The following is a 22,917-nucleotide window of genomic DNA, read 5'->3' as shown; positions in this document are numbered from 1 at the left end:
CGATCGGCCGACCGTCACCCCCCGTCGGCATACTGGCGCGATGCCGATAGCCGAAGATCCAGAACCGCGCCCCTCCGAGGGCCGGCAGCCGGCGGGGTCCGACCCCGCCGGGGCGGGCGGGAAGGACCCGTTCGCAGACCTCGTCCTCGACGAGGAGTTCGTCAAGGGCGCGGCGGTGAAGGAGCAGTCGGGCCGCACCCGGATGCTCGCCGCCCAGTGGAAGCACACCCCGCCGGTCGACCCGGGCGGTCGGCGCTCGGTCAACGACGGCCCGGCGAAGGCCCGGCGGTTCGGCCGACGGCCGAAGCCGACCGACCCCTGGGGCACCGCCCGCCCGCGCCGCCGGCTGGAGTGGCGGACACCGCTGTACGTGGTGCTGACCATCGCCCTGCTGCTCGCCGTGCTGAACCTCGACGGGCTGCGGTCCTGGTACTCGACGCACTTCGGCCACGCCGACGTGACCTCGGTGCCCACCGCGGCCCCGGGGGCGGCCGGAGCGACGGCCGCCCCGCCGAAGGCCGACGCCAAGCAGCCGACCGTCGACCACCCCTGGGCCGGCTCGCCCGCCGAGGGCTGGCCGACCGGGGCGGAGGCGTTCGTCCTGCCGCAGGCCCAGGCCACCGGCGTGTTCGGCGCCGACCAGGTCGCCGCACAACTGGCCCTGGTGAAGGACTACCTGACGGCGGCCAACCTGGACCCGAAGGTGACCGCGGGCGGCCGGCCGGAGGCCGCGCTCGCCCTGCTGGACCGTGCGGGGCGGGACAAGGCCGCGGCGGCGCTCGCCAAGCCCTCGGACCAGAGCGACCCGACCACCTGGTTCAGCCGCTTCGACGCGCACGACGCGATCCCGGCGACCGACACCGTCAAGGTGAAGGGCACCGTGAGCGTCGAGGGCGACGGGGAGCGCGGTGTGCTGGTGCACACCGACTTCACCTACGTGTACGCACTGCGCCCGGGCCCGGAGGCCGCCAGGCGCCCCGCCCCGACCAGGCCGGCCGCCCCCACGGCGCCGGCCCGGACCGAGCCGGGCGGCGGCACGGCGCGGCCGGTCGGCCTGCTGGTGCCGGCCGCCGACGTGGCCGGCGACACCTGGACCGCCCGGACCGTCGTGCGGCGGGTGGAGACCTTCCGCTTCCACGATCCGGCGAGGTACGGGCTCGACCCGAAGAAGATCTTCATCGACAAGTCGCTGTCCTACTTCGGCAACACCGAGTGCGGCACGTTCGACGGCTTCTTCCACCCGCACTTCGACCAGTTCGCCAAGCAGCCGAACCCCGCGCAGTCCGGGCCGACCCGGGATCCGTACGACCTCGGCAAGGAACTGCCCGAGGACGAGACCTGCGGCACGGTCAGCCGCAGCTGACCGGCCGCGCCGGCTCAGCGCCTGCGCTTGACCCGGCCCGGCGCCCTGGTGCCGGGCCGGCCGCTGCGGCCGGCCTGGCGGCGCCCGTGCTGGGCGAGGGCCCGCTCGTAGTGGGCCCGCTTCACGGCCTCACCGGGCGCCTCGACCAGGCTCCGGGCGAAGTAGGCGGCCAGCGCACCGACCCCGCCGATGATCCAGACCACGCCGAGCGACTTGTCCTCGGCCATCCAGCCGGTCAGCTGGTCCCTGCCCTCGCTGAGCAGCTTCCAGGTGCGCAGCGCGGCCAGGAAGGAGCAGATCCCGATGGCGCCGATCAGCAGGGTGTCGACGAAGCCGCCGTTGTCGGAGAGCTGGACCCCCTCGACGGCGAAGCGCAGGACGACGGCCCCGGCGGCGAAGGCCAGCAGCGCGCCGAGCGGTACGACGACGCGGCGCAGCCGGTAGTCGCTGCCGCGGCCGACCCAGCTGGTGCCGAACCAGCGGATCGGTTCCGGCTCGGGGGCGCCGGCGGTCTTGGGGGCGGGGGTGAGGTCCTCGGTCACACGGCCGATTATCACCCGGCGTCCGGAAACGGCGGAGGAGCCGTCCCGGCAGGCGGGACGGCTCCTCACGGTGGGGCGCGGTGTCAGCCGAGCTTGGTGACGTCGCGGACGGCGCCCTTGTCGGCGGAGGTGGCCATCGCGGCGTAGGCCCGCAGCGCCTGGCTGACCTGGCGCTCGCGGTTCTTCGGCCGGTAGCCGCCCTCGGCCTCCAGCTTCAGCCGGCGCTCGTGCAGCTCCTCGAAGGAGACCTCCAGGGAGACCGTCCGGCCGGGGATGTCGATGGCGATGATGTCGCCGTCCTCGACCAGGGCGATGGTGCCGCCGGAGGCGGCCTCCGGGGAGGCGTGGCCGATGGACAGGCCCGAGGTGCCGCCGGAGAAGCGGCCGTCGGTGATCAGGGCGCAGGCCTTGCCGAGGCCGCGGCCCTTGAGGAAGGAGGTCGGGTAGAGCATCTCCTGCATGCCGGGGCCGCCCTTGGGGCCCTCGTAGCGGATGACGACGACGTCGCCCTCCTTGATCCGCTTGGTGAGGATGGCGTCGACGGCGGCCTCCTGGGACTCGACCACGACGGCCGGGCCGCTGAAGGTCCAGATCGACTCGTCGACGCCGGCGGTCTTCACGATGCAGCCGTCCTCGGCGAGGTTGCCGTACAGCACGGCGAGGCCGCCCTCGACGGAGTACGCGTGCTCGACGCTGCGGATGCAGCCCCCGGCGGCGTCGGTGTCCAGCGACTCCCAGCGCTCGGACTGCGAGAAGGCCTCGGAGGAGCGGACGCAGCCGGGGGCTGCGTGCCAGAGCTCGACGGCCTCGGCGGACGGGGATCCGCCGCGGACGTCCCAGGTCTTCAGCCACTCGTCGAGGGAGTCGGAGTGCACGGTGTGCACGTCCTCGTTGAGCAGCCCGCCGCGGTAGAGCTCGCCGAGGATGGCGGGGATGCCGCCGGCCCGGTGGACGTCCTCCATGTAGTAGCTGCCGTTGGGGGCGACCTTGGAGAGGCAGGGCACCTTGCGGGAGATCGCGTCGATGGCCCGCATGTCGAAGTCCAGCTCGGCCTCCTGGGCGGCGGCGAGCAGGTGCAGGATCGTGTTGGTGGAGCCGCCCATGGCGATGTCGAGGGCCATGGCGTTCTCGAAGGCGGCGCGGGTGGCGATGGCGCGCGGCAGGAGCGAGTAGTCGTCCTGCTGGTAGTGCCGGTTGGTGATGTCGACGATGGTGCGGCCGGCGGCCTCGTAGAGGGCCTTGCGGGCGGTGTGGGTGGCGAGCACCGAGCCGTTGCCGGGCAGCGAGAGGCCGATCGCCTCGGTGAGGCAGTTCATCGAGTTGGCGGTGAACATGCCCGAGCAGGACCCGCAGGTCGGACAGGCGTTCTCCTCGATGATCGCGATGTCCTCGTCGGAGACGTTCTCGTTGACCGCCTGGGAGATCGCGTCGACCAGGTCGAGCTTGCGCACGGTGCCGTCGACCAGGGTGGCCTTGCCGGCCTCCATCGGGCCGCCGGAGACGAAGACGGTCGGGATGTCGAGGCGCAGCGCGGCCATCAGCATGCCCGGGGTGATCTTGTCGCAGTTGGAGATGCAGATCAGGGCGTCGGCGCAGTGCGCGTTGACCATGTACTCCACGGAGTCGGCGATCAGGTCGCGCGAGGGCAGCGAGTAGAGCATGCCGCCGTGGCCCATCGCGATGCCGTCGTCGACCGCGATGGTGTTGAACTCGCGCGGGATGCCGCCCGCCTGCTTGATGGCCTCGGAGACGATCCGGCCGACCGGCTGGAGGTGCGTGTGGCCCGGGACGAACTCGGTGAAGGAGTTGGCCACCGCGATGATCGGCTTGCCGAAGTCCTCGCGGGCTACGCCGGCGGCCCGGAGAAGCGCCCGGGCGCCTGCCATGTTGCGACCGTGGGTGACCGTACGGGACTTCAGCTCGGGCACTGTGCTCCACTCCTTCGGAGGCTGCTGGCGGCCCCGCCGGAAGGGAGGGTGCGCGGCCGCTGTGTCTTTCGAGCCTACGCCCGCCGTCCGGCGGGCGGACACCGCGTCCGCCATGCGGTCAGGCCGCGCCGCCCGGGGTCCGGGCGACGGTGAGGTCCAGGATGTAGGGCTCGATCACCCAGCCGTCCGGGAACTCGGCCAGCAGGGCCTCGCGTTCGACGGCGAGCAGCGGCGCGCGCTCCTCGGGGGCGAGGGAGGCGAGGTAGGAGCGCGAGGTGAGGTCGGTGATCACGTGGTCGACGGTGACCCGGCGTTCCCAGCGCAGCACGGCGGTGTCGATCCGCAGGTCGTAGGGGGCGAGGTGGCCGACGATCTCGTTCACCGCGCCGTAGCCGTGGTAGATGCCGGACAGCGCGGTGGAGAGCCGCTCGCCCATCGCCCGGACCCAGCCGACACCGGCGTCCTTCACGTTCCACCAGGTGGCCAGGGCGCCGCCGGGCCGCAGCACGCGGATCGCCTCGGGGACGGACCGCTCGGCGCGGGTCCAGTGGAAGGCCTGGGCGTAGGTGACGAGGTCGGCGCTGTGGTCGTGGAACGGCAGCTCGTCGCCGGTGCCCTTGACCAGCGGCAGGCCCGGGGAGGAGGCCAGGTACTGGGCGCCCATGCCGGGGCTGGGCTCGACGCCGATGACCTCGGCCCCCCGGGCGGCCAGCAGCCGGGTGGCGATGCCGGTGCCGGCGCCGACGTCCAGCACCCGGGCGCCCTTGAGGGTCCGGCCGGCCAGGCGCTCCAGCTCGTCGAACAGCTCGTCGGGGTAGGAGGGGCGCCCCCGGTCGTACTCGGCGGCCACCCCGCCGAAGGATGCGGCGAGCTCGCGGTAGTCCCTGTTCTCCGTCATGTCTCCCCCTCGGTACGGCAGTTCGGTGATCATCGTACGCGTGCGGGGGTCGCCAGGTGCAGGCGGGTGAAGGCGAGCGCCTCGGCGAGATCGGCCTCGCGTTCGGCGGGGGAGATCGCGCGCCGGGTGTTGACCTCCAGCACCACGTGGCCGTCGAAGCCGGTCCGGGCGAGGTGTTCCAGCAGCTCGGCGCAGGGCTGCTTGCCGCGGCCGGGGATCAGGTGCTCGTCCTTGCCCGAGCCGCTGCCGTCGGCGAGGTGGATGTGGGCGAGCCGGTCGCCCATCCGGTCGACCATGGCGAGGGCGTCGATCCGGGAGGTGGCGGCGTGCGAGAGGTCGATGGTGAAGTGCCGGTACTCCTCCTCGGTGACGTCCCAGCCGGGGGCGTAGGCGAGCATCTCGCGGTCGCGGTAGCGCCAGGGGTACATGTTCTCGACGGCGAAGCGGACGTCGGTCTCGCCCGCCATCCGGTTCACGCCCTCGACGAACTCGCGGGCGTACTGGCGCTGCCAGCGGAACGGCGGGTGGACGACGACGGCGTCGGCGCCGAGCTTCTCGGCCGCGGCCCGGGCCCGGACGAGCTTGGTCCACGGGTCGGTGGTCCAGACCCGCTGGGTGATCAGCAGACAGGGCGCGTGCACGGCCAGGATCGGCATCCGGTGGGTGTCGGAGAGGCGGCGCAGGGCCTCGATGTCCTGGCTGACGGGGTCGTTCCAGACCATCACCTCGACGCCGTCGTAGCCGAGCCTGGCGGCCAGTTCGAAGGCGATGGCGGTGTTGGCCGGGTACACCGAGGCGGTGGAGAGGGCGACCTTGGTGTCGGGGATGTGCAGGGCGGGGTGCGGGGGCAGCACCAGGCGGTCGGTGGTGCGCAGCAGGGGGGCGGTGCGGGCGGCGGCCTGGCGGGCGGCCTTGACGGACTTCACCGACTGGACGGCGGCCTTGGCGGCGCCGGCGGCGCGGGCGGTCCTGGTCTCCCGCGGGGCCCTGGTCTCACGGGCCGTCCTGGTCTCGCGAGGGGGCTGGGTGGCAGGGGTCCCGGCGGCCTTGGCGGTGGGCGGCTTGGCCGCGGGGGTCTTCTTGGCGCTCTTCTTGGCGGCCTTCTTCACCGCCTTCTTCGCGGCCTTCTTCGCCGTCTCGGCCGGCTCGGCCGGCTGCGCGGTCTTCGCCGCCCTGGCGCCCTTCACGGCCTTGCCGAGCTTGCGGGCCCGTCCGGGGGCTCCCGGTTCGTCGCCCCCGCCGCCGCCTGCGGGGCGCCGACCGCGCGGGGCGTCCGACCGCGGCTGCCCGTCCCCGGGCGCGCGGCCCTCCCGCGTCCCGTCCTCGTCCGCTGGTTGCGCCACGGGAGACAGCGTAAGCGGACCGCGCCCGGAACGGGACCGGCCCCCCCGGGACCGGCTGCGCGGATGTCGTCGGATCGGCGCCCGGCCGGGCGTGTCGGCGGCGCCCTCAGGGCGTCAGGGCCGGGCTGCGGTCGGCGGGGCTGTTTATGGCGTCCAGGCGGCGCAGGATGATGCCCTCCCGCAGCGCCCAGGGGCAGACGTCGAGCTCGTCCAGGCCGAACAGGTCCATCGCCGCGTCGGCGACCAGGGCGCCGGCCAGCAGCTGCTTGGCCCGGCCCTCGGAGACGCCGGGGATCTGCGCCCGCTCGGCGACGGTCATCGCGGACAGCCGGGGCACCCAGGCGGCGAGCCCGCTGCGGGTGAGCCGGCGGTCGGTGTACGGGCCGGCGTCGGCGGGGGCGGCGCCGGTCATCCGGGCGAGCTGCTTGAAGGTCTTGGAGGTGGCGACGGCGTGGTCGGGGGCGCCGAGCCGGGAGATCTCGCCGACCACGGTGGCGATCTCGGCCCGGATGTGGCGTCTGAGCTCGCGCAGGCCGTCCGGGTCGGCGACGTCACCGGGCAGCCAGCGGGCGGTGAGCCGGCCGGCCCCGAGCGGCAGCGAGCAGGCGACGTCGGGCTGCTCGTCCAGGCCGCAGGCGATCTCCAGCGAGCCGCCGCCGATGTCGAGGTTGAGCAGCCGCCCGGAGGACCAGCCGAACCAGCGGCGCACGGCCAGGAAGGTGAGCCGCGCCTCGTCCTGACCGGAGAGCACCTGCAGCTCGACGCCGGTCTCCTCGGCGACCCGGCGCAGCACCTCCTCGCCGTTGGCGGCCTCCCGGACGGCGGAGGTGGCGAACGGCAGGATGTCGACGACGCCCTTGTCCTCGGCGACCCGGATCGACGAGGCGATCATGCCGACCAGCCGGTCCACCCCGGCCGCGCTTATCGCCCCCTGCTCGTCGAGGAGTTCGGCGAGCCGCAGCTCGGCCTTGTGGGAGTAGGCGGGCAGCGGGGCGGCACCGGGATGGGCGTCCACCACAAGGAAGTGGACCGTGTTGGAACCTACGTCGAGCACACCGAGTCGCATAACTCTCCACGCTACGCGATCCGGCCCCGCGGGAGGCCCGGGGTGGCGGTATCCGTGCTGGTCCGGGCGGTTGGTACGAACCAGTGCGAAGCGGGTGGGGTGCGGGTGCGGGTGCGCGGTCGGCGCGTACGGCTGTCCGGTCAGTGCGGGCGGCCGCCGCGCGGCGCGACCCCGTCCGCACCGCGGCAGTTGGCGTCGGCCCAGTGCCGGGCCCGGCCGGGGGTGTCGGTGATCAGGCCGTCGGCCCCGCGTTCGGTCATCAGCTGCCAGGAGTCCTCGTCGTCCAGCGTCCAGACGTAGACCTCGCGGCCGGCCTTCCGCTCGGCGGCGATCCGGGAGGCGGTGGCGAGGGTGGCGTCCAGGGCGATGCCGTGGAGGGGCAGGTCGCCCGGGTCCTCGGCGATCGCGCCGCCCTGGATGAGGACGACCGGCAGGGCGGGCGCGACGGCGTGGGCCTGCCGCAGGTGCTCGGCGGAGAACGAGTAGAGGAAGACCCGGGCGCCGCTTGCGGACGCGATCCGGGCGATCCGCTGCACGTCCTCGGCGCGCTGCCACTTGAGCTCCATGAGCAGCGTGACGCTGCTGCCGGCCAGCCGCCGGAGCAGCTGGTCGAGGGTGGCGACGGGTTCGGCCGGGCCCGGTCCGACGGTCACCTTGAGGTCGGCGATCTGGGCGGCCGTCAGGTCGGAGACGGCGCCCCTGCCGTTGGTGGTCCGGTCCACGGCGGCGTCGTGCATCAGCACCGGCACGCCGTCCCGGGTGGTCTGGACGTCCGTCTCCAGCCAGTCGGCGCCCTGGGTGAGGGCGGTCTCGAAGGAGGCCATGGTGTTCTCGGGGGCGCTGAGCGGCGAGCCCCGGTGGCCGATCACCGCGGGTGCACCGCAGGCCGGCGGGGCGGCGGCCGTCCTGGCGCGCAGGCCGGGTGCGCCGGCGCAGCCGGCGGCCAGGACCGCGAGGGCGGCCAGGACGGCGGTGTGGGCGGCGCGGGGCGAGGCGGTCACGGCTCGGGCTCCAGCTCTGGTTCGGACGCCGGGTGCGGGCGTGAGGGGAATCCTCGACGGATCGGTGGAGGATCATCAAATCGATCTGACAACCCGACAGCGCTGCCGGTTCCCCTCAGCCTGCTCCCGCGGTACGGGGCATCCGGGCCGCGCCGCACCGCGGTTCACCCGGACGCCCGCCGGGATCCCGCCGCGCCGCCCGCCCGCACCGCCCGCCGCCGGGCCCCGCCGGCCGTCCTCACAGCAGGCCGTCCCAGAGCTGCTCGACGATGACGGCCCACCAGTTCTCGGGGTCGTCGAAGACCGTCGGGTCGATCGCGGCCAGGCCCCACTGCAGGGCGGCGACGGCGGGCCCGGCGGCGTGCGGGTGCAGTCCGCGCAGGCCGGGCAGCTGCTCGGCGAACAGCGCCAGGCACCGGACGAAGGCCGCCGGGCCGGCGTTGCAGTGCCGGGCGGTGGCGTAGTCGGGGTCGACCGCGCGGACGGCGCCGCAGGCGGTGTCCAGGGTGACCAGCGCCCAGCCGTCGGTGCCGAGCAGCAGCTGCGGCGCGAGCGCCCGGAGCTCGCGCTCGGCCGCCCGGGTGCCGCGGCCGGCCTCCGCCAGGTGGGCGGCGATCGGGGGGAGCACCGGGCCGGGCCGGGTGCCGTCCGCGATGGCGTCCGGCCTGGGGTGGTGCAGCGCGAAGAAGCCCTCGACGGCGACCGGCACACCGACCGTCAGCAGGAACCGGGCGGTGTCCTCCGGCAGGTCGGCCCGGGTGACGTTCTGCGGGTCGAAGCGCTGGACGCCGCCGGGGCCGAACCGCTCGACGAGCCGGGCGGCGAGCAGCCGGTCCGGCTCGGCGGGCAGCGGCGGGACGGCCCGCGGGAACGGCACCCGGTTGCGGCGCGGCTCGCCGGGCTCGGGCGGCAGGGCGCGGACGGCGGCCGCCCGGTGGTCGAAGCGCGGCCCGTACGGCAGCTCGGAGCCCACCCGGGCGGCGGGCAGCTCGGCGGCCAGGGCGTGCGCCCAGTAGCCGCCGGGCAGGGCGCCCATCCGCAGGTCGGTGTGGACGGCGAGGACGTCCTCGGGCCGCAGGCCCTGCTCGCGCAGCCGCCACCAGGCGCGCAGCGCGGGGTGCGGCCGTCCGGGCTCCGAGCGCAGGACGAGCGAGCAGGGCTCGCCCTGGGCGTCCAGGTAGCTCAGCTCGGCCCTGGCGCCCCGGCCGGTGACCGGCGGCAGGGCCGGGTCGTGGCTCCCGGCACCGAGGAAGTCCCGGTAGAGCGTGACCACCTGGTCCACCGGTACGGACGGCCAGACGGTGAACCGGCCGGTCGCCCGGTCCACCACCGCGCAGGCCGCGCCGATCTCCTCGGGGGCCCGCCGCTCGCCGGTCAGCGGGTCGATCCGGACCGGTGGGGGCTCGGCCCAGACCACCCAGCCGAGGTCGAACTCGTGCGAGTGCACCGGACGGCTGCCGGTCGCCCCGTCGGCCGAGGCCCTGGGCAGGTCGCCGTTGATCCAGCGATGCGCGGCCTCGATCGCCTGCGCGCGGGTGGTCACGGGGTGGTGCTCCTTGCATCGGCGCGGTGGGGGGCGGGGGGTCCGCCCGGGCGGGGTGCGGCGCCGCGCGGGCCCGCCGGACGGGTGGCGGCCCGCGCGGTGCGGCGGGCGGTCACGAGGCGGCGCCCACCGCATGGGCGGCGCCGGTGGCGGCGAGGTCCAGCGGGCGGCCCTCCGGGTCCAGGGCGATCGCCCAGAGGCCGTGGCCGCCGTCGTGCAGCGGGGCCGCGCCGCGGCGGCCGACCTGGTGGTCCAGGTAGGTCACGGTGTCCTGGTGGTTGACCGCGTTCCAGGCGTGCGGGCGGCCGAAGCCGTCCAGGGTGAGCAGGACGGCCTGGGAGCCGTGGCCGGCCCGGCGCAGCTCGCCGGCCAGCCGGTCGAAGGCCGGGTCGCCGTCGCCGAGGTCGCGGAAGGGCGCACCGAGCTCGCGCTCGGCGCGGTCGCGGCCGCCGCGCTCGCCCGCGTCGCCCTCGGTGGGGATCCGCGGGGCCGCGCAGGTGGGCCGGCCGGTGAAGGTGTCGACGGCGGAGAGGGCGATCTCCAGGCTGTTGTTGGCGCGGCCCGGCTCGCCGTACCCGCCGTCGTTGACCACCTCGGCCCAGCCGCCGGCCGCCGGGTCGGGGTGGCGTACCGGCACGCCGTCGCCGTCCCGGGGTGCCCGGCGCTCCACCTCGCGCTGGTGCTCCGGGTCGACCGGGCCGAGCCCGCCCGGGAGCCCGTACGGGCGGCTGTCGGCGATGGTGCGCAGCCGGACCGCCAGGGCGTCCTCGGCGCCGCCGTCCTTGCGCAGGGCGCGCATGGCCAGCTGGAGGGCCATCGCGTGGGCGGTGGCGACGGGGAGGACGGCCCAGCCGAGGCCGGTCTGGCCCTCGGTCGGCGAGCCGTCCGGGCGGCGGCGGGTGTCACCGGAGTGGAACTCGGGGCGGCCGGCGCCGGGTCCGACGACCGGCGGGGCGGCCGGGGGCGGCGGCACGGGCAGCGGGCCGGGGGCGGTGACGGGGTGCGGGGTGCCGGTGGCCGCCCGGGGCGCGCCCACGGCGGCGCCCGGCCGGGCCTCGGCGGGGGCGTGCTGTCCGGGGCCGGCCGTACCGGGCGTACTCCCGCCGGGCGTGCCGGAGCCTGGGGCGGCCGCCCCCGGGAGGGCGACCAGGCCGGCCGGACCGGCCGGGCCCGCCGGTGTGCCGTGGACCGCGCCGGCGGCGCCGGCCGGGGCGGCCGGGCCGGTACCGCCGCCGAACGGCGCCGGGCCGTGCCCGATCGCACCGGAGCCCGGCGCCGGGCCGCCGCCCGCGTACGGGCCGGGGCCGACCGGTCCGGCGCCCACCGGTCCGAGGCTGACCGGCCCCGCGCTCACCGGTCCGCCGAACGGGGTGCTGTACGTGCTGCCGCCCGAGCCCGCGGACGGCCCGTGGTGGACCTCCGGGCCCGGGGCGGAGCCGGGGCTGTACGAGGGGGGTGCGGGCGGTGCGAGCACCGAGTCGGTCCGCACGGTGACGGGCGCGCCGACGCCGCCACCGCCACCGTTGCCGTTGCCGTGCGAGGGCGCCGAAGGCTGGCCGGCGGAGGGCGCGTCGCCGCCCCCGCCGCCGGAGGGCGCCGAGCCGCCGCCCTGGTGGGCCGGGGCGGCGGGCCGCACCGGCGGGGACCAGTCGCCACCGCCACCGCCGCCCGCGCTGACCGGCCCGGTCCGGACCTGCACCGGGCCGTCGTCGCCACCGCCGCCGTTGGAACCACCGTTGGAGCCGTTGGAGCCGCCGTGCGCACCGCCCACGCGGACGGACGCCTCCGGGCCCGCCGCCAGCACCACGCCGTCCGCACCGGACGCCGTCAGCACCACCCCGTTCGCGCCGGGCGGCACCGAGCCCGGGCCGCCCGGGCCACCCGGACCGCCCGGTCCACCCGGCCCGCCCGGGGCGCCGTCCAGCGCCGTCTCCCGCCCCGGTTTGCCGTGCGTGTGCCCGGGGTCGGCCAGCGGCACGCCGAGCACCTGTCGGCCGTCCTGGTCGGTCAGCACCGGTCGGCCGTCCTTGCCGAGCACCGGCCGTCCGTGCTCGTCCACCTGCACGGCCAGGTTCTCCACCCCGACCACCGGCTTGCCGTCCGCGCCCTGGACCACCAGCAGCCCGTCGGAGTCCGCGACCGCGGTGCCGTCCGCCCGGACGATGACCGGGTTGCCCTCCTCGTCCAGCACCGGCTTGCCCGCCGCGTCGAGCTTGACGGTCAGGCCGGGTACGCCGACCACCGGCTTGCCGTCCTGGCCGACCACCACCGCCAGGCCCGCGCCGTCGGCGCCCAGCACCCCGGGCTCGCCGAGCACGGCGGGCAGTCCGGCCGCCGCCGGGTCGAAGACGCCGCCCGGCCCGGTAACGGAGGTCGTACGCACCGCGGTGGAGCCGCCGGGGCCGGTGGCCAGGCGCAGCAGCGCGACCACGGCCGGCTCCTTGAGCGTGCTGGTGAGGCCGTCCTTCATGGCCCGGCCGAGCTCGTCCAGCAGCCCGCCGATCTTCAGCTTGGCGGTCTCGACGGCGACCGCCGCCATCGTCTCGGCGACCTTCTCGGTGGCCGTGTTCCGCACCCCGGAGGCGATCGCGCCGACGCTCTGGCGCAGCCCGCCGAACACCCCGCCGGGCGCGTCCCCGCCGCCGTTCTGCGCGGCCGCGGCGACCTTGGCGGCGGCCTCCTTGGCCTGGGCCGCCTGCTCCTCGGCCTTCTTCAGCTCGGCGGCCAGCTCGTTGAGGGTGGCGACGATGTCGGCCTTGCAGCCGTCGACGGCCCGGGCGGCCGTGTCGAAGGCCCCGGCGACCAGCCCGGCCGCGGAGTGCGCGTCGTCGAGGTGGCCCTTGCCGCCGCCGGTGAACGCCTGCCAGTACTCGCCGAAGGCCTCCACCGCGAGGCCGGAGTTCTCCCCGGTGACGCGCTTGGCGGAGTCCCCGCCGCGCTTGGCGAGGCGTTCGGACTCCGTGGCGAACTCCCGCCAGTGCCCGGCCGCCTTGCGCAGCCCGTCCTCGTCGGCCTGCGGCCACTGGTGGCCGGTCCTGGCCAGTACGGGTACCAGTTCATCGGGCAGCTTCCGGGACACGCGCATCTCCCCCTTCGACGTACGCACTTCAGCGGATCTCTGCGGTCCGCGGCCGTCGCACCGGCGCCGCGGACGGTTCGGGCGTCAGGCCGACCTGTCCCTGGGGACGGTCCCGGGCGCGCGCGGGGTTGCCGCCGGTCCTGCGGCGGAGCCCGGGCCGAAGGCGGCCGCGGCCGTGCCGTCGGCGTCGGCGGTGCGCTCGGCCATGGTGTGCAGACCGGTCCCGACCTGGCCGAGTCGACCGGCCAGCCCGCGCAGCCCGCCGAGCAGCGGGCCGTGCGCCTCCTGGTAGGCGGCGGCGAATCCGCTGCCCGGCTTGTCGAGGCCCCAGGGGCTGCCGAGCGCGGTGAGGCTCTGCTCCAGAGCCGCCGCGGCCTTCCCGAAGTCCTGCGAGATCTTCTCGAACTCCCGCCCCTCGCCGTGCAGTTCCCACGGCTTGATAACGAGCTTCCCACCCCCGGACGTGCCGGTACTGCTGCCGCTGGCCATCCCCGTACCTCCCCGTAGCGGACCGGCCGCCATCCTAGGGGTGCCGCCGGTGCGGCCCGCAGGGCGCAGGCGACCTCTTCACCCCGCCTTCACCACCACCGCCCGGGCCGCCGGGGCCGCCCGGCCGGTGAAATCACCGCAAATGCCCCGGCCACGGGCGGTTCGCACCCCCGTGGAGGCTCTACCCTTGCCGGGTGGCAGCAGACACGTCCAAGAAGAAGTCCAAGGCCGGCTCGACCCCGGTCGATCTCGCCATGCCCACCCTGGGCCCCGGGGTCCCCGAGGTCGCGCTCGACTTCCCCCGCGCCTGGGTCGAGTTCGCCGACCCGGACGACGAGGAGCAGGTGTTCCGCTGCGACCTCACCTGGCTGACCTCCCGCTGGACCTGCATCTTCGGCCGGGGCTGCCACGGCATCCGCGAGGGCCGCGGCGAGTCGGACGGCTGCTGCACGCTCGGCGCGCACTACTCGGACGAGGACGACGAGAAGCGCGTGTCCGGCCACGCGGCCCGGCTGACGCCCGAGATCTGGGAGAACTTCGAGCACGGCACCGACGACAGGGGCCGGATCAGGCTCGACGGCGGCATCACCATGTTCGACGAGGACGGCGACCGCCAGACCCGCCGGATCAACGGCGCCTGCCTCTTCCTGAACAGCCCCGGCTTCCCCGGCGGCGCCGGCTGCGCGCTGCACACCCTCGCCCTCAAGGAGGGCCGGGAGCCGCTGGAGACCAAGCCCGACGTCTGCTGGCAGCTGCCGGTGCGCCGCACCTACGACTGGATCGACCGCCCGGACGACACCCGCTACCTCCAGGTCACCATCGGCGAGTACGACCGCCGCGGCTGGGGCCCCGGCGGCCACGACCTGCACTGGTGGTGCACCGGCAGCCCGGAGGCGCACGACGGCCCGGACCCGGTGTACATCAGCTACCGCCCCGAGCTCACCGAGCTGATGGGCCCCGCCGGGTACCAGGTGCTGGCCGGCCTGTGCGAGCAGCGGATCGCCACCAAGGGCGACCGCAAGGTCGCCCCGCACCCGGCCGACCCGGTGAAGAAGGCCAAGAAGTAGCGGCTACTTGTCGATGTCCCCGACGACGAAGAACATCGAGCCCAGGATCGCCACCATGTCGGCGACCAGGGTGCCGGGCAGCAGCTCGGTCAGCGCCTGGATGTTGTTGAAGGACGCCGAGCGGAGCTTGAGCCGCCACGGCGTCTTGTCGCCGCGCGAGACCAGGTAGTAGCCGTTGACCCCGAGCGGGTTCTCGGTCCAGGCGTAGGTGCTGCCCTCGGGCGCCTTGAGCACCTTGGGCAGCCGCAGGTTGACCGGGCCGGGCGCCAGCGTGGCGAGCTTGTCCAGGCAGGCGTCCGCGAGGTCCAGCGAGTTGACCGTCTGCTCCAGCAGGCACTCGAAGCGGGCCAGGCAGTCGCCCTCCTCGCGGGTGACCACGGTCAGCACCCGCCGCAGCTCCTCGGAGCCGTACGCCAGGTACGGCTCGTCGCGGCGCAGGTCGAAGTCCAGGCCGCTGGCGCGCGCGATCGGGCCGCTGACCCCGTAGGCCTCGGCGTGCGCCCGGCTGAGCACCCCGACGCCGGCCGTCCGGGCGCGGAAGATCTCGTTGCCGAGCACCAGCTCCTCGAACACCGGCAGCTGGGCGCGGACGATGCCGACGGCCGCCCGGACCCGGCCGAGCCAGCCGGCCGGCAGGTCCTCCTTGAGGCCGCCGACCCGGTTGAACATGTAGTGCATCCGGCCGCCGGAGGCCTCCTCCAGCACGTGCTGGAGGTCCTCGCGGCCGGAGAAGGCGTGGAAGATCGGGGTGATCCCGCCCAGCTCCAGCGGGTAGGAGCCGAGGAACATCAGGTGGTTGAGCACCCGGTTCAGCTCGGCGAGCAGGGTGCGGATCCACACCGCCCGCTCGGGGACCTCCATGCCGAGCATCCGCTCGACGCCCAGCACCACGCCGAGCTCGTTGGCGAAGGCCGAGAGCCAGTCGTGCCGGTTCGCCAGCATGATGATCTGCCGGTAGTCCCGGGCCTCGAAGAGCTTCTCCGCGCCGCGGTGCATATAGCCGATCACCGGCTCGGCGGACACGATCCGCTCGCCGTCCAGCACCAGCTTCAGGCGCAGCACGCCGTGGGTCGCGGGGTGCTGCGGGCCGATGTTGAGCACCATGTCGGTGGTGCCCGCCTCGCCCGTGAAGTTCTCGGCTCCCGCCCCGATGCCGACCGTGGTCTCCCTCATGACTGGAGAGTCTGCCATCCCTCCAGGCCGGCGAGGCTCTCCGGTACCGGCATGCGGACGGTCTGCGCCAGCCAGCCGAAGCCGCCCAGCCCGGCCGGATCGGTCAGCTCGGCGCCCTCCCCCGCGCCGCCGAGCGCCCGCAGGTAGGCCACCGGATCGGTGGACGCCAGGGCCAGTGCCGGGCGGGCCCCGCTCACCCCGAGGGCCCGCAGGGCGTCGCGCTGCGTTGTCCACAGGCTGTGGAGGGCGGGGGCCGCCACCGCGTCCAGCGCCACGTGCGCGGTGATGTCGCAGGAGCCGTCCGGCACCGGCGGGACTTCACGGCCGGCCCGGAAGCCGGTCCGGGTGGTGAACGGCGGGCGGGTGGCGAGGGTGTGCCCGTAGTCCACGGCCACCGCCAGGCCGCGCTCCAGCGTGCCGACCGCCGCGGCCCAGGCCTCGTCGCGCGGGGCGCCCAGCTCGACGAGGTCCCCCGGGCGCCGGACCGGCCACCAGCGCCCGGCCCAGGCGGCGTCGGCCGCCGCCACCGGCTCGCCGAGCCGCTCCACGCCGGTCGTGCGGTCCACCTCGGCGTAGCGCAGCACGCCGTCCCCGTCGACCTCGGCGAAGTCCAGCGGCACGTTGTCGAGCCACTCGTTCGCGAACAGCAGTCCGGTGACGCCCGGCGGGGGCGTGTCCGTCCACAGGACTGTGGACGGCAGGCCCGGCGGGCGGGCGGCGATCTCCACCCCGTACGGCCGGAGCCTGGCCCGCACCGGGTCCGGCAGCTCGGCGAGGACCCCGGACAGCAGCTCGCCGCGGCCCGCACCGACGTCCACGAAGGCCAGCTCCTCCGGACGGCCGAGGGCCCGGTCCACCTCCACCAGCAGCCGGGCCACCGCCCGGGCGAACAGCGGGGAGGCGTGCACCGAGGTGCGGAAGTGCCCCGCCGGGCCCTCCGGCCTGCGGTAGAAGCCGCCGTCCGGGGCGTAGAGGGCCTGTTCCATGGCGGGCCGCCACCGCATCCAGCTCATGCCGCCGGACGCTACCGGCAGACCGGGCGACCCTCCCAACCGAAGCCGGGGCTTCTCCGACCTAGGGAGTAGGAGGGATCGCCCTCCCGGCGGACCTGGACACGCTTCGCGACTGCCTAGGCTTAACAGCGTGCAACGACTCAATGCCTGGATCCGCCGACACCCCATGGTGGTCGACTCCGCATGGGCGGCGATCGTGCTCTTCCTCGGCGTCCTCCCGGACAGCGGCGCCAACACGGGCTGGCGGGCGGGCGTCCAGTTCGCCGTCGCCCTGATCATCCCGCTGCTGATGGTCTTTCGGCGCCGCTACCCCGACGCCACGGTGGCCGCCGCCACCGCGCTCGGCGTCGGCCAGATCGTGCTGGGCGTCCTGCCCGCCGCCTCCAGCATCGGTTACCTGGTCTTCGCCTACACCGGTGCCGCGTTCGGCTCCCGCTGGACGTCCCGGCTGGCCCTGACCGCCGGGCTGGCGGCCGGACCGCTGACCTTCTGGCAGATCCACCCCACCAAGGTGCTGCGCGACGAGGACGGCGACATCCTGCAGCGCCCGTACCAGCTGGGCGAGTCCGTCCTGATCACCGCGCTGATGAGCACCCCGTTCATCCTCTGCTGGGCGTGGGGCAGGCTCACCCGGGTCCGGCGGGCGTACCTGGTCGAGCTGGAGGACCGCGCCGCCCGGCTGGAGCGCGAGCGCGACGCCCAGGCCAAGGTGGCGGTCGCCGCCGAGCGCGCCCGGATCGCCCGCGAGCTGCACGACGTGGTCGCGCACAACGTCTCGGTCATGATCGTCCAGGCCGACGGCGCCGCCTACGTGCTGGACAACTCGCCCCACCAGGCCAAGGAGGCGCTGAGCACCATCGCCTCCACCGGCCGCCAGGCCCTGGTCGAGATGCGCCGCCTGCTGGGCGTGCTGCGCACCGCCGACACCGCCGAGGAGTACGTGCCGCAGCCGGGCGTCGAGGAGCTGCCCGAGCTGCTGGAGCAGGTCCGCACGGCCGGTCTGCAGGTCGAGTTCGCCACCTCCGGGGACCCTCGCGAGCTGCCCCGCGGCGTCGAGCTGACCGTCTACCGGATCGTCCAGGAGGCGCTGACCAACGTCCGCAAGCACGGCGGCCCCGATGTGCACGCCCGGGTCGCGGTGGACTTCGGCGAGCGCGAGCTGGCCGTGCTGATCGAGGACGACGGCCGCGGCACCACCGACGAGCAGCTGGCCTCCGGCGGCGCGGACGGCCAGGGCCATGGTCTGATCGGCATGCGTGAGCGGGTCGGCATGGTCAGCGGCAGCCTCGACGTGGGCCCGCGGCCCGGCGGGGGCTTCCGGATCCGAGCAGTCCTGCCGCTCAAGACCGCCCACTGAACCGCGCCGCCGCACCCCTGCGCAGCCCTCGAAATAGGAGCCACCTTGACCATCCGCGTGATGCTCGTCGACGACCAGGAGCTGCTGCGCACCGGGTTCCGGATGATCCTGCAGTCACAGGGCGACATCGAGATCGCCGCCGAGGCCGGTGACGGCGCGCAGGCCCTGGAGCGGCTCAGGCACACGTCGGTGGACGTGATCCTGATGGACGTCCGGATGCCCCGCCTGGACGGTGTGCAGACCACCCGCCGGATCTGCCTGGCCGAGGACGGCAGCCCGCTGCCGGACGCCCCGCACGTCCTCATCCTCACCACCTTCGACCTGGACGAGTACGCCTTCGCCGCGCTCAAGGCGGGCGCCAGCGGCTTCCTGCTCAAGGACGTGCCGCCGACCGAGCTGGTGGCCGCGATCCGCGCGGTGCACGGCGGGGACGCGGTGGTCGCCCCGACCACCACCCGCCGCATGATCGACCGCTTCGCCGAGGTGCTCCCCACCCCGGCGAGCGCGGCCGGACCGGACACCCTCGCCCCGCTGACCGAGCGCGAGCGGGAGGTGTTCCTGCTGGTCGCCCAGGGCCTGTCGAACGGCGAGATCGCCGCCCGGCTGGTGCTGTCCGAGGCCACTGTGAAGACCCACGTCGGCCGGATCCTGGCCAAGCTCGGCCTGCGCGACCGGGTCCAGGCCGTGGTGCTCGCCTACGAGGCGGGCCTGATCCGGGCCGGCGCCGCGGACTGAGCCGTCGCCACGGCCCGAGCCGGGACCCGGGTTTGGGCCCGGGCGGCGGTTCGACCGGCCACCGGCGGATGGATGCACCCCGGCGTCCGGCCCGTAGAATGGGCCGGTACGTCCGGTACCCGAAGAGGACCGGAACGGAGAGTGAGGACGAGGGTCGAGCCGTGAGCACGTCCGACAGCGCCGACTTCACCGGGTCCGACGGGTTCGCCCCGCTCGGCGACGGCTTCGCCGACCCGGCCGACCCCGGCAACCGCCCGGCCCGACTGGCCGTCGGCGTGGTCGGCACCGGCCGGGTGGGCCCCGCGCTCGGCGCCGCCCTGCAGCTCGCCGGACACCGGGTGGTCGCCGCCTCCGGGGTCTCCACCGCCTCCCGCCGCCGGGCCGACGCACTGCTGCCCGGTGTGCGGATCGTCACCCCGCCGCAGGTGCTCGCCGCCGCCGACCTGGTGCTGCTGACCGTCCCCGACGACGCCCTGGCCGACCTGGTCGCCGGGCTCGCCTCGACCGGCGCCGTCCGCCCCGGCCAGCTGGTCGTGCACACCTCCGGCGCGCACGGCGTCGCCGTCCTGGAGCCCGCCACCCGGGCCGGGGCGCTGCCGCTCGCGCTGCACCCCGCGATGACCTTCACCGGCACCTCCGTCGACCTGGCCCGGCTGGCCGGCTGCCCGTTCGGGGTGACCGCCCCCGAGGAGCTCCGCCCGGTCGCCGAGGCCCTGGTGGTCGAGATGGGCGGGGAGCCCGAGTGGGTGCCGGAGGGCGTCCGCCCGCTCTACCACACGGCCCTCGCGCACGGCGCCAACCACCTGGTCACCCTGGTCGCGCAGGCGCTGGAGCTGCTGCGCACCGCCGGTGTCGCCGAGCCCGGCCGACTGCTCGGCCCGCTGCTCGGCGCCGCCCTGGACAACAGCCTGCGCTCCGGCGACGCGGCCCTCACCGGCCCGGTCGCCCGGGGCGACGCCGGCACCGTGCGGCGCCACCTGGCGCAGCTCAGTACGGTGTCCCCGGACATCCCCGCGGCCTACCGGGCGATGGCCAGGGCCACCGCGCAGCGGGCACTCGCCAACGGAACCATCGACGAAGCGTCGGCGGCGGCGCTGCTGGACGTACTGAACGAGGAGAGCAACTGATGGCACGCGGCAAGCAGCCGGCCAAGGCGCACCGGGCACCCAAGGTCCGCCGGGCCGTTGTGACGTACACCGTCGCCGACTTCGAGTCCGCCTTCTGGCCGGACGAGCAGCCGGTGGACAACGCGGTCGTGATGACCATGGGCGCGCTGCACGCGGGCCACGCCGCCCTGATCCGGGCCGCCCGCAAGCAGGTCGGCCCCGAGGGCCGGGTGGCCGTCACGGTCTTCGTCAACCCGCTGCAGTTCGGCGCGGGCGAGGACCTGGAGCGCTACCCGCGCAGCCTGGACGAGGACGTCCAGCTGGCCGAGGAGGCCGGCGCCGACGTGGTCTTCGCCCCGACCGCGGACGAGGTCTACCCCAACGGCGAGCCGCAGGTGCGCCTGGCGGCCGGCCCGATGGGCGAGCGCTTCGAGGGCGCCACCCGGCCCGGCCACTTCGACGGCGTGCTGACCGTCGTCGCCAAGCTGCTGCACATCACCGACCCGGACTTCGCCTTCTTCGGCGAGAAGGACGCCCAGCAGCTGGCGATCGTCCAGCGGATGACCGCCGACCTGGACTTCGACGTCGAGATCGTCGGCGTGCCGACCATCCGCGAGGAGGACGGGCTGGCGCTGTCCTCGCGCAACCGCTACCTCTCGGAGGAGGACCGCGCGCACGCGCTCGCCCTCTCCAAGGCCCTGTTCGCCGGCCGCGACGCGGCCGCGCAGGGCCCCAAGGCCGTCCGCGAGGCCGCCGCGGCCGTCCTCGACACCGCCGAAGGTGTCACCCTTGACTACCTCGCCCTGATCGATCCCCACGACTTCGTCGAAGCCGCGGACGACTTCCAGGGCGAGGCCGTGCTGGCCGTCGCCGCGACGGTGGGCTCCACCCGCCTGATCGACAACGTCCGCCTCATCTGCCGCTAGGCGGCCGGGGCGCCCGCACGCGTCCGCCGCCCGGCGGCGGACGAGCACCACGCACGGAATCCGCCACCACTGCGCGGACGAGCACCACACTGAACCGTTCGGTAACCGAAGCACCCTCAGGCATGCACTCACAGGAGGCGTGACCCCATGCTCCGCACCATGCTCAAGTCCAAGATCCACCGGGCCACCGTGACCCAGGCCGACCTGCACTACGTCGGCTCGGTCACGGTGGACGAGGACCTGCTCGACGCCGCCGACCTGCTCCCCGGCGAGCTGGTCCACATCGTCGACATCAACAACGGCGCCCGGCTGGAGACGTACACCATCGCCGGCCCGCGCGGCACCGGCGTGATCGGCATCAACGGCGCCGCCGCCCGCCTGGTCCACCCCGGCGATCTGGTCATACTCATCGCCTACGGGCAGATGGAGACCGCGGAGGCCAAGGGCTACGTCCCGAAGGTGGTCTTCGTGGACGCGCAGAACCGGATCACCGGCATGGGCGGCGACCCCGCCGAGGCCGGGGAGGGCACCGGACTGATCCGCGGCGACGAAGCGTACGGTAGCCCGGACGGCGCGGCCGCAACCGCCGCGCGCTGAAGGAGCCACTGAACGCCATGCCCACCACGCACCGCCTCACCGCCCCCGCCCCCGGCTGGACGACCGCCACCGACGTCGTCGTGGTCGGCTCCGGGGTGGCCGGCCTCACCGTCGCCCTCAACGTCCGCAAGGCCGGCCTGCGGGCCGTGGTGGTCACCAAGGCGATGCTCGACGACGGCTCCACCCGCTGGGCCCAGGGCGGCATCGCCGCCGCCCTGGGCGAGGGCGACACCCCCGAGCAGCACCTGGCCGACACCCTGGTGGCCGGCGCCGGGCTCTGCGACGAGGAGGCCGTCCGGACCCTGGTGACCGAGGGCCCGGAGGCCGTCCGCCACCTGATCGCGACCGGCGCCGCCTTCGACCGCGGCGAGGACGGCGAGATCCTGCTCACCCGCGAGGGCGGCCACCACCGCCGCCGGATCGCGCACGCCGGCGGGGACGCCACCGGCGCCGAGATATCCCGTGCCCTGGTCTCCGCCGTCCGGTCCGACCCGGGCCTTGAGCTGATCGAGCACGCCCTCGTGCTCGACCTGCTCACCGACGCCGACGGACACACCGCCGGCCTCACCCTGCACGTGATGGGCGAGGGCCAGCGCGACGGCGTCGGCGCGATCCGGGCCCGCGCGGTGGTGCTCGCCACCGGCGGGATGGGCCAGGTCTTCTCCGCCAGCACCAACCCCGCGGTCTCCACCGGCGACGGCGTGGCGCTCGCGCTGCGGGCCGGCGCCGAGGCCACCGACCTGGAGTTCGTGCAGTTCCACCCGACCGTGCTCTGGCTCGGCCCGGAGGCCGCGGGCCAGCAGCCGCTGGTCTCCGAGGCCGTCCGCGGCGAGGGCGCCCACCTGGTGGACGCCGAGGGCACCCGCTTCATGCTCGGGCAGCACGAGCTGGCGGAGCTCGCCCCGCGCGACATCGTCGCCAAGGCGATCACCCGGCAGATGCAGCTCAAGGGCGCCGAGCACATGTACCTGGACGGGCGGCACTTCGGCGCCGAGATGTGGGAGCAGCGCTTCCCCACCATCCTCGCCTCCTGCCGCTCGCACGGCATCGACCCGGTCACCGAGCCGATCCCGATCGCCCCGGCCGCGCACCACGCCTCCGGCGGCGTACGGACCGACCTGTCCGGCCGCACCACCGTCCCCGGCCTGTACGCCTGCGGCGAGGTGGCCTGCACCGGTGTGCACGGCGCCAACCGGCTGGCCTCCAACTCCCTGCTGGAGGGCCTGGTCTTCGCCGAGCGGATCGCGGCCGACCTGGTCGCCCGCCACCGGGCGGACGACCTGCCCGAGCGCTCGGTGGACGTCGCCGCCGCCCGCGCCGCGCACCCGGTGCCGCTGCCCGCGCCCGAGGCCCGCGCCGAGATCCAGCGGCTGATGTCCCGCGGTGCGGGCGTGCTGCGCTCGGCCGCCTCGATGGCCGACGCGGCCGCCGGGCTGGCGCTGCTCTCCGAGCAGGCCCACGCGCACATCGCCGAGGAGAAGCCGGCCGACCCCCGGGTCGAGACCTGGGAGGCCGCCAACCTGCTGCTGGTCGCCACCGCCCTGGTCGAGGCCGCCTCCCAGCGCGCGGAGACCCGCGGCTGCCACTGGCGCGAGGACTTCCCCGAGCGGGACGACGACCGTTGGCAGCGCCACCTGATCACCACCCTCACCGCGTCCGGCGATCTTGTCAGCACTCCTGAGGAGCAGTAG

The 22,917-nt window shown here is 75.3% G+C and carries 19 protein-coding genes; 8 read left to right on the top strand and 11 right to left on the bottom strand.

Features of this window, described 5'->3' with window-relative positions; genetic code table 11:
- Positions 1 to 40 precede the first annotated feature (40 nt).
- The gene (locus ACGFZP_RS25920) at positions 41 to 1,363 is read left to right on the top strand and encodes a hypothetical protein (protein ID WP_392937341.1); all 1,323 of its coding nucleotides are present in this window, start codon (positions 41 to 43) and stop codon (positions 1,361 to 1,363) included.
- Positions 1,364 to 1,377: 14 nt separating this feature from the next.
- On the opposite strand, the gene ACGFZP_RS25915 is transcribed toward ACGFZP_RS25920, so the two are convergent.
- The 9 genes from ACGFZP_RS25915 to ACGFZP_RS25875 form a co-directional block, all read right to left on the bottom strand.
- Positions 1,378 to 1,905, bottom strand: coding sequence for a hypothetical protein (locus tag ACGFZP_RS25915; RefSeq protein WP_392937338.1), 528 nt, complete (start codon positions 1,903 to 1,905; stop codon positions 1,378 to 1,380).
- Positions 1,906 to 1,988: 83 nt separating this feature from the next.
- Complete coding sequence (gene ilvD / locus ACGFZP_RS25910; protein ID WP_392937336.1) at positions 1,989 to 3,833, bottom strand: dihydroxy-acid dehydratase; 1,845 nt, start codon at positions 3,831 to 3,833, stop codon at positions 1,989 to 1,991.
- Positions 3,834 to 3,951: 118 nt separating this feature from the next.
- Positions 3,952 to 4,731, bottom strand: coding sequence for a class I SAM-dependent methyltransferase (locus ACGFZP_RS25905; protein ID WP_392937334.1), 780 nt, complete (start codon positions 4,729 to 4,731; stop codon positions 3,952 to 3,954).
- Positions 4,732 to 4,760: 29 nt separating this feature from the next.
- Positions 4,761 to 5,588, bottom strand: a complete 828-nt coding sequence (locus tag ACGFZP_RS25900) for a sugar phosphate isomerase/epimerase family protein (protein ID WP_392937634.1) — start codon at positions 5,586 to 5,588, stop codon at positions 4,761 to 4,763.
- Positions 5,589 to 6,180: 592 nt separating this feature from the next.
- A complete protein-coding gene (locus ACGFZP_RS25895) occupies positions 6,181 to 7,140 on the bottom strand; it encodes a Ppx/GppA family phosphatase (RefSeq protein WP_392937331.1) in 960 nt (319 codons plus the stop codon).
- Between the two features lie 140 nt (positions 7,141 to 7,280).
- On the bottom strand, positions 7,281 to 8,141 hold the full coding sequence (locus ACGFZP_RS25890) for a glycerophosphodiester phosphodiesterase (protein ID WP_392937328.1): 861 nt from the start codon (positions 8,139 to 8,141) through the stop codon (positions 7,281 to 7,283).
- A gap of 238 nt (positions 8,142 to 8,379) precedes the next feature.
- Complete coding sequence (locus tag ACGFZP_RS25885; protein WP_392937325.1) at positions 8,380 to 9,684, bottom strand: SUKH-4 family immunity protein; 1,305 nt, start codon at positions 9,682 to 9,684, stop codon at positions 8,380 to 8,382.
- A gap of 112 nt (positions 9,685 to 9,796) precedes the next feature.
- Entirely contained in the window at positions 9,797 to 12,763 is a 2,967-nt protein-coding gene (locus ACGFZP_RS25880) for a toxin glutamine deamidase domain-containing protein (protein WP_392937322.1), read from the bottom strand.
- Between the two features lie 84 nt (positions 12,764 to 12,847).
- Positions 12,848 to 13,252 (bottom strand): hypothetical protein, encoded by a 405-nt coding sequence (locus tag ACGFZP_RS25875; protein ID WP_392937319.1) that lies wholly within the window; start codon positions 13,250 to 13,252, stop codon positions 12,848 to 12,850.
- A 254-nt stretch (positions 13,253 to 13,506) separates the two neighbouring features.
- Between ACGFZP_RS25875 and ACGFZP_RS25870 the strand changes: the two genes are divergently transcribed.
- Positions 13,507 to 14,319, top strand: a complete 813-nt coding sequence (locus ACGFZP_RS25870; protein ID WP_392937631.1) for a hypothetical protein — start codon at positions 13,507 to 13,509, stop codon at positions 14,317 to 14,319.
- A 3-nt stretch (positions 14,320 to 14,322) separates the two neighbouring features.
- On the opposite strand, the gene ACGFZP_RS25865 is transcribed toward ACGFZP_RS25870, so the two are convergent.
- Positions 14,323 to 15,492 (bottom strand): NADH-quinone oxidoreductase subunit D, encoded by a 1,170-nt coding sequence (locus ACGFZP_RS25865; protein ID WP_392937317.1) that lies wholly within the window; start codon positions 15,490 to 15,492, stop codon positions 14,323 to 14,325.
- Entirely contained in the window at positions 15,489 to 16,505 is a 1,017-nt protein-coding gene (locus tag ACGFZP_RS25860; protein ID WP_392937314.1) for an SAM-dependent methyltransferase, read from the bottom strand. The genes ACGFZP_RS25865 and ACGFZP_RS25860 overlap by 4 nt, the downstream gene beginning before the upstream one ends.
- Positions 16,506 to 16,635: 130 nt before the next feature.
- Between ACGFZP_RS25860 and ACGFZP_RS25855 the strand changes: the two genes are divergently transcribed.
- The 6 genes from ACGFZP_RS25855 to ACGFZP_RS25830 all read left to right on the top strand — a co-directional run bounded on the left by ACGFZP_RS25855 (position 16,636) and on the right by ACGFZP_RS25830 (position 22,917).
- Complete coding sequence (locus ACGFZP_RS25855; protein WP_392937311.1) at positions 16,636 to 17,862, top strand: sensor histidine kinase; 1,227 nt, start codon at positions 16,636 to 16,638, stop codon at positions 17,860 to 17,862.
- Between the two features lie 45 nt (positions 17,863 to 17,907).
- Complete coding sequence (locus ACGFZP_RS25850; RefSeq protein WP_392937308.1) at positions 17,908 to 18,597, top strand: response regulator; 690 nt, start codon at positions 17,908 to 17,910, stop codon at positions 18,595 to 18,597.
- A 161-nt stretch (positions 18,598 to 18,758) separates the two neighbouring features.
- The gene (locus ACGFZP_RS25845; RefSeq protein ID WP_392937305.1) at positions 18,759 to 19,724 is read left to right on the top strand and encodes a Rossmann-like and DUF2520 domain-containing protein; all 966 of its coding nucleotides are present in this window, start codon (positions 18,759 to 18,761) and stop codon (positions 19,722 to 19,724) included.
- The gene (gene panC / locus ACGFZP_RS25840) at positions 19,724 to 20,629 is read left to right on the top strand and encodes a pantoate--beta-alanine ligase (RefSeq protein WP_392937302.1); all 906 of its coding nucleotides are present in this window, start codon (positions 19,724 to 19,726) and stop codon (positions 20,627 to 20,629) included. The genes ACGFZP_RS25845 and panC overlap by 1 nt, the downstream gene beginning before the upstream one ends.
- Before the next feature lie 147 nt (positions 20,630 to 20,776).
- On the top strand, positions 20,777 to 21,226 hold the full coding sequence (gene panD, locus ACGFZP_RS25835) for an aspartate 1-decarboxylase (RefSeq protein WP_392937300.1): 450 nt from the start codon (positions 20,777 to 20,779) through the stop codon (positions 21,224 to 21,226).
- A gap of 17 nt (positions 21,227 to 21,243) precedes the next feature.
- Positions 21,244 to 22,917 (top strand): L-aspartate oxidase, encoded by a 1,674-nt coding sequence (locus tag ACGFZP_RS25830; protein WP_392937297.1) that lies wholly within the window; start codon positions 21,244 to 21,246, stop codon positions 22,915 to 22,917.

The organism is Kitasatospora sp. NPDC048239 (assembly GCF_043202015.1).
Classification (GTDB): Bacteria; Actinomycetota; Actinomycetes; order Streptomycetales; family Streptomycetaceae; genus Kitasatospora.
Note: the sequence above shows the minus strand (reverse complement) of the source record. Positions and strands in the feature narration are given on the sequence as shown.

Coding starts and splice junctions, on each gene's coding strand:
- ACGFZP_RS25830 (WP_392937297.1), top strand. CDS start 21,244: ATGCCCACCACGCACCGCCTCACCGCCCCCGCCCCCGGCTGGACGACC.
- ACGFZP_RS25920 (WP_392937341.1), top strand. CDS start 41: ATGCCGATAGCCGAAGATCCAGAACCGCGCCCCTCCGAGGGCCGGCAG.
- panD (WP_392937300.1), top strand. CDS start 20,777: ATGCTCCGCACCATGCTCAAGTCCAAGATCCACCGGGCCACCGTGACC.
- ACGFZP_RS25905 (WP_392937334.1), bottom strand. CDS start 4,731: ATGACGGAGAACAGGGACTACCGCGAGCTCGCCGCATCCTTCGGCGGG.
- ACGFZP_RS25860 (WP_392937314.1), bottom strand. CDS start 16,505: ATGAGCTGGATGCGGTGGCGGCCCGCCATGGAACAGGCCCTCTACGCC.
- ACGFZP_RS25875 (WP_392937319.1), bottom strand. CDS start 13,252: ATGGCCAGCGGCAGCAGTACCGGCACGTCCGGGGGTGGGAAGCTCGTT.
- panC (WP_392937302.1), top strand. CDS start 19,724: ATGGCACGCGGCAAGCAGCCGGCCAAGGCGCACCGGGCACCCAAGGTC.
- ACGFZP_RS25895 (WP_392937331.1), bottom strand. CDS start 7,140: ATGCGACTCGGTGTGCTCGACGTAGGTTCCAACACGGTCCACTTCCTT.
- ACGFZP_RS25865 (WP_392937317.1), bottom strand. CDS start 15,492: ATGAGGGAGACCACGGTCGGCATCGGGGCGGGAGCCGAGAACTTCACG.
- ACGFZP_RS25870 (WP_392937631.1), top strand. CDS start 13,507: ATGCCCACCCTGGGCCCCGGGGTCCCCGAGGTCGCGCTCGACTTCCCC.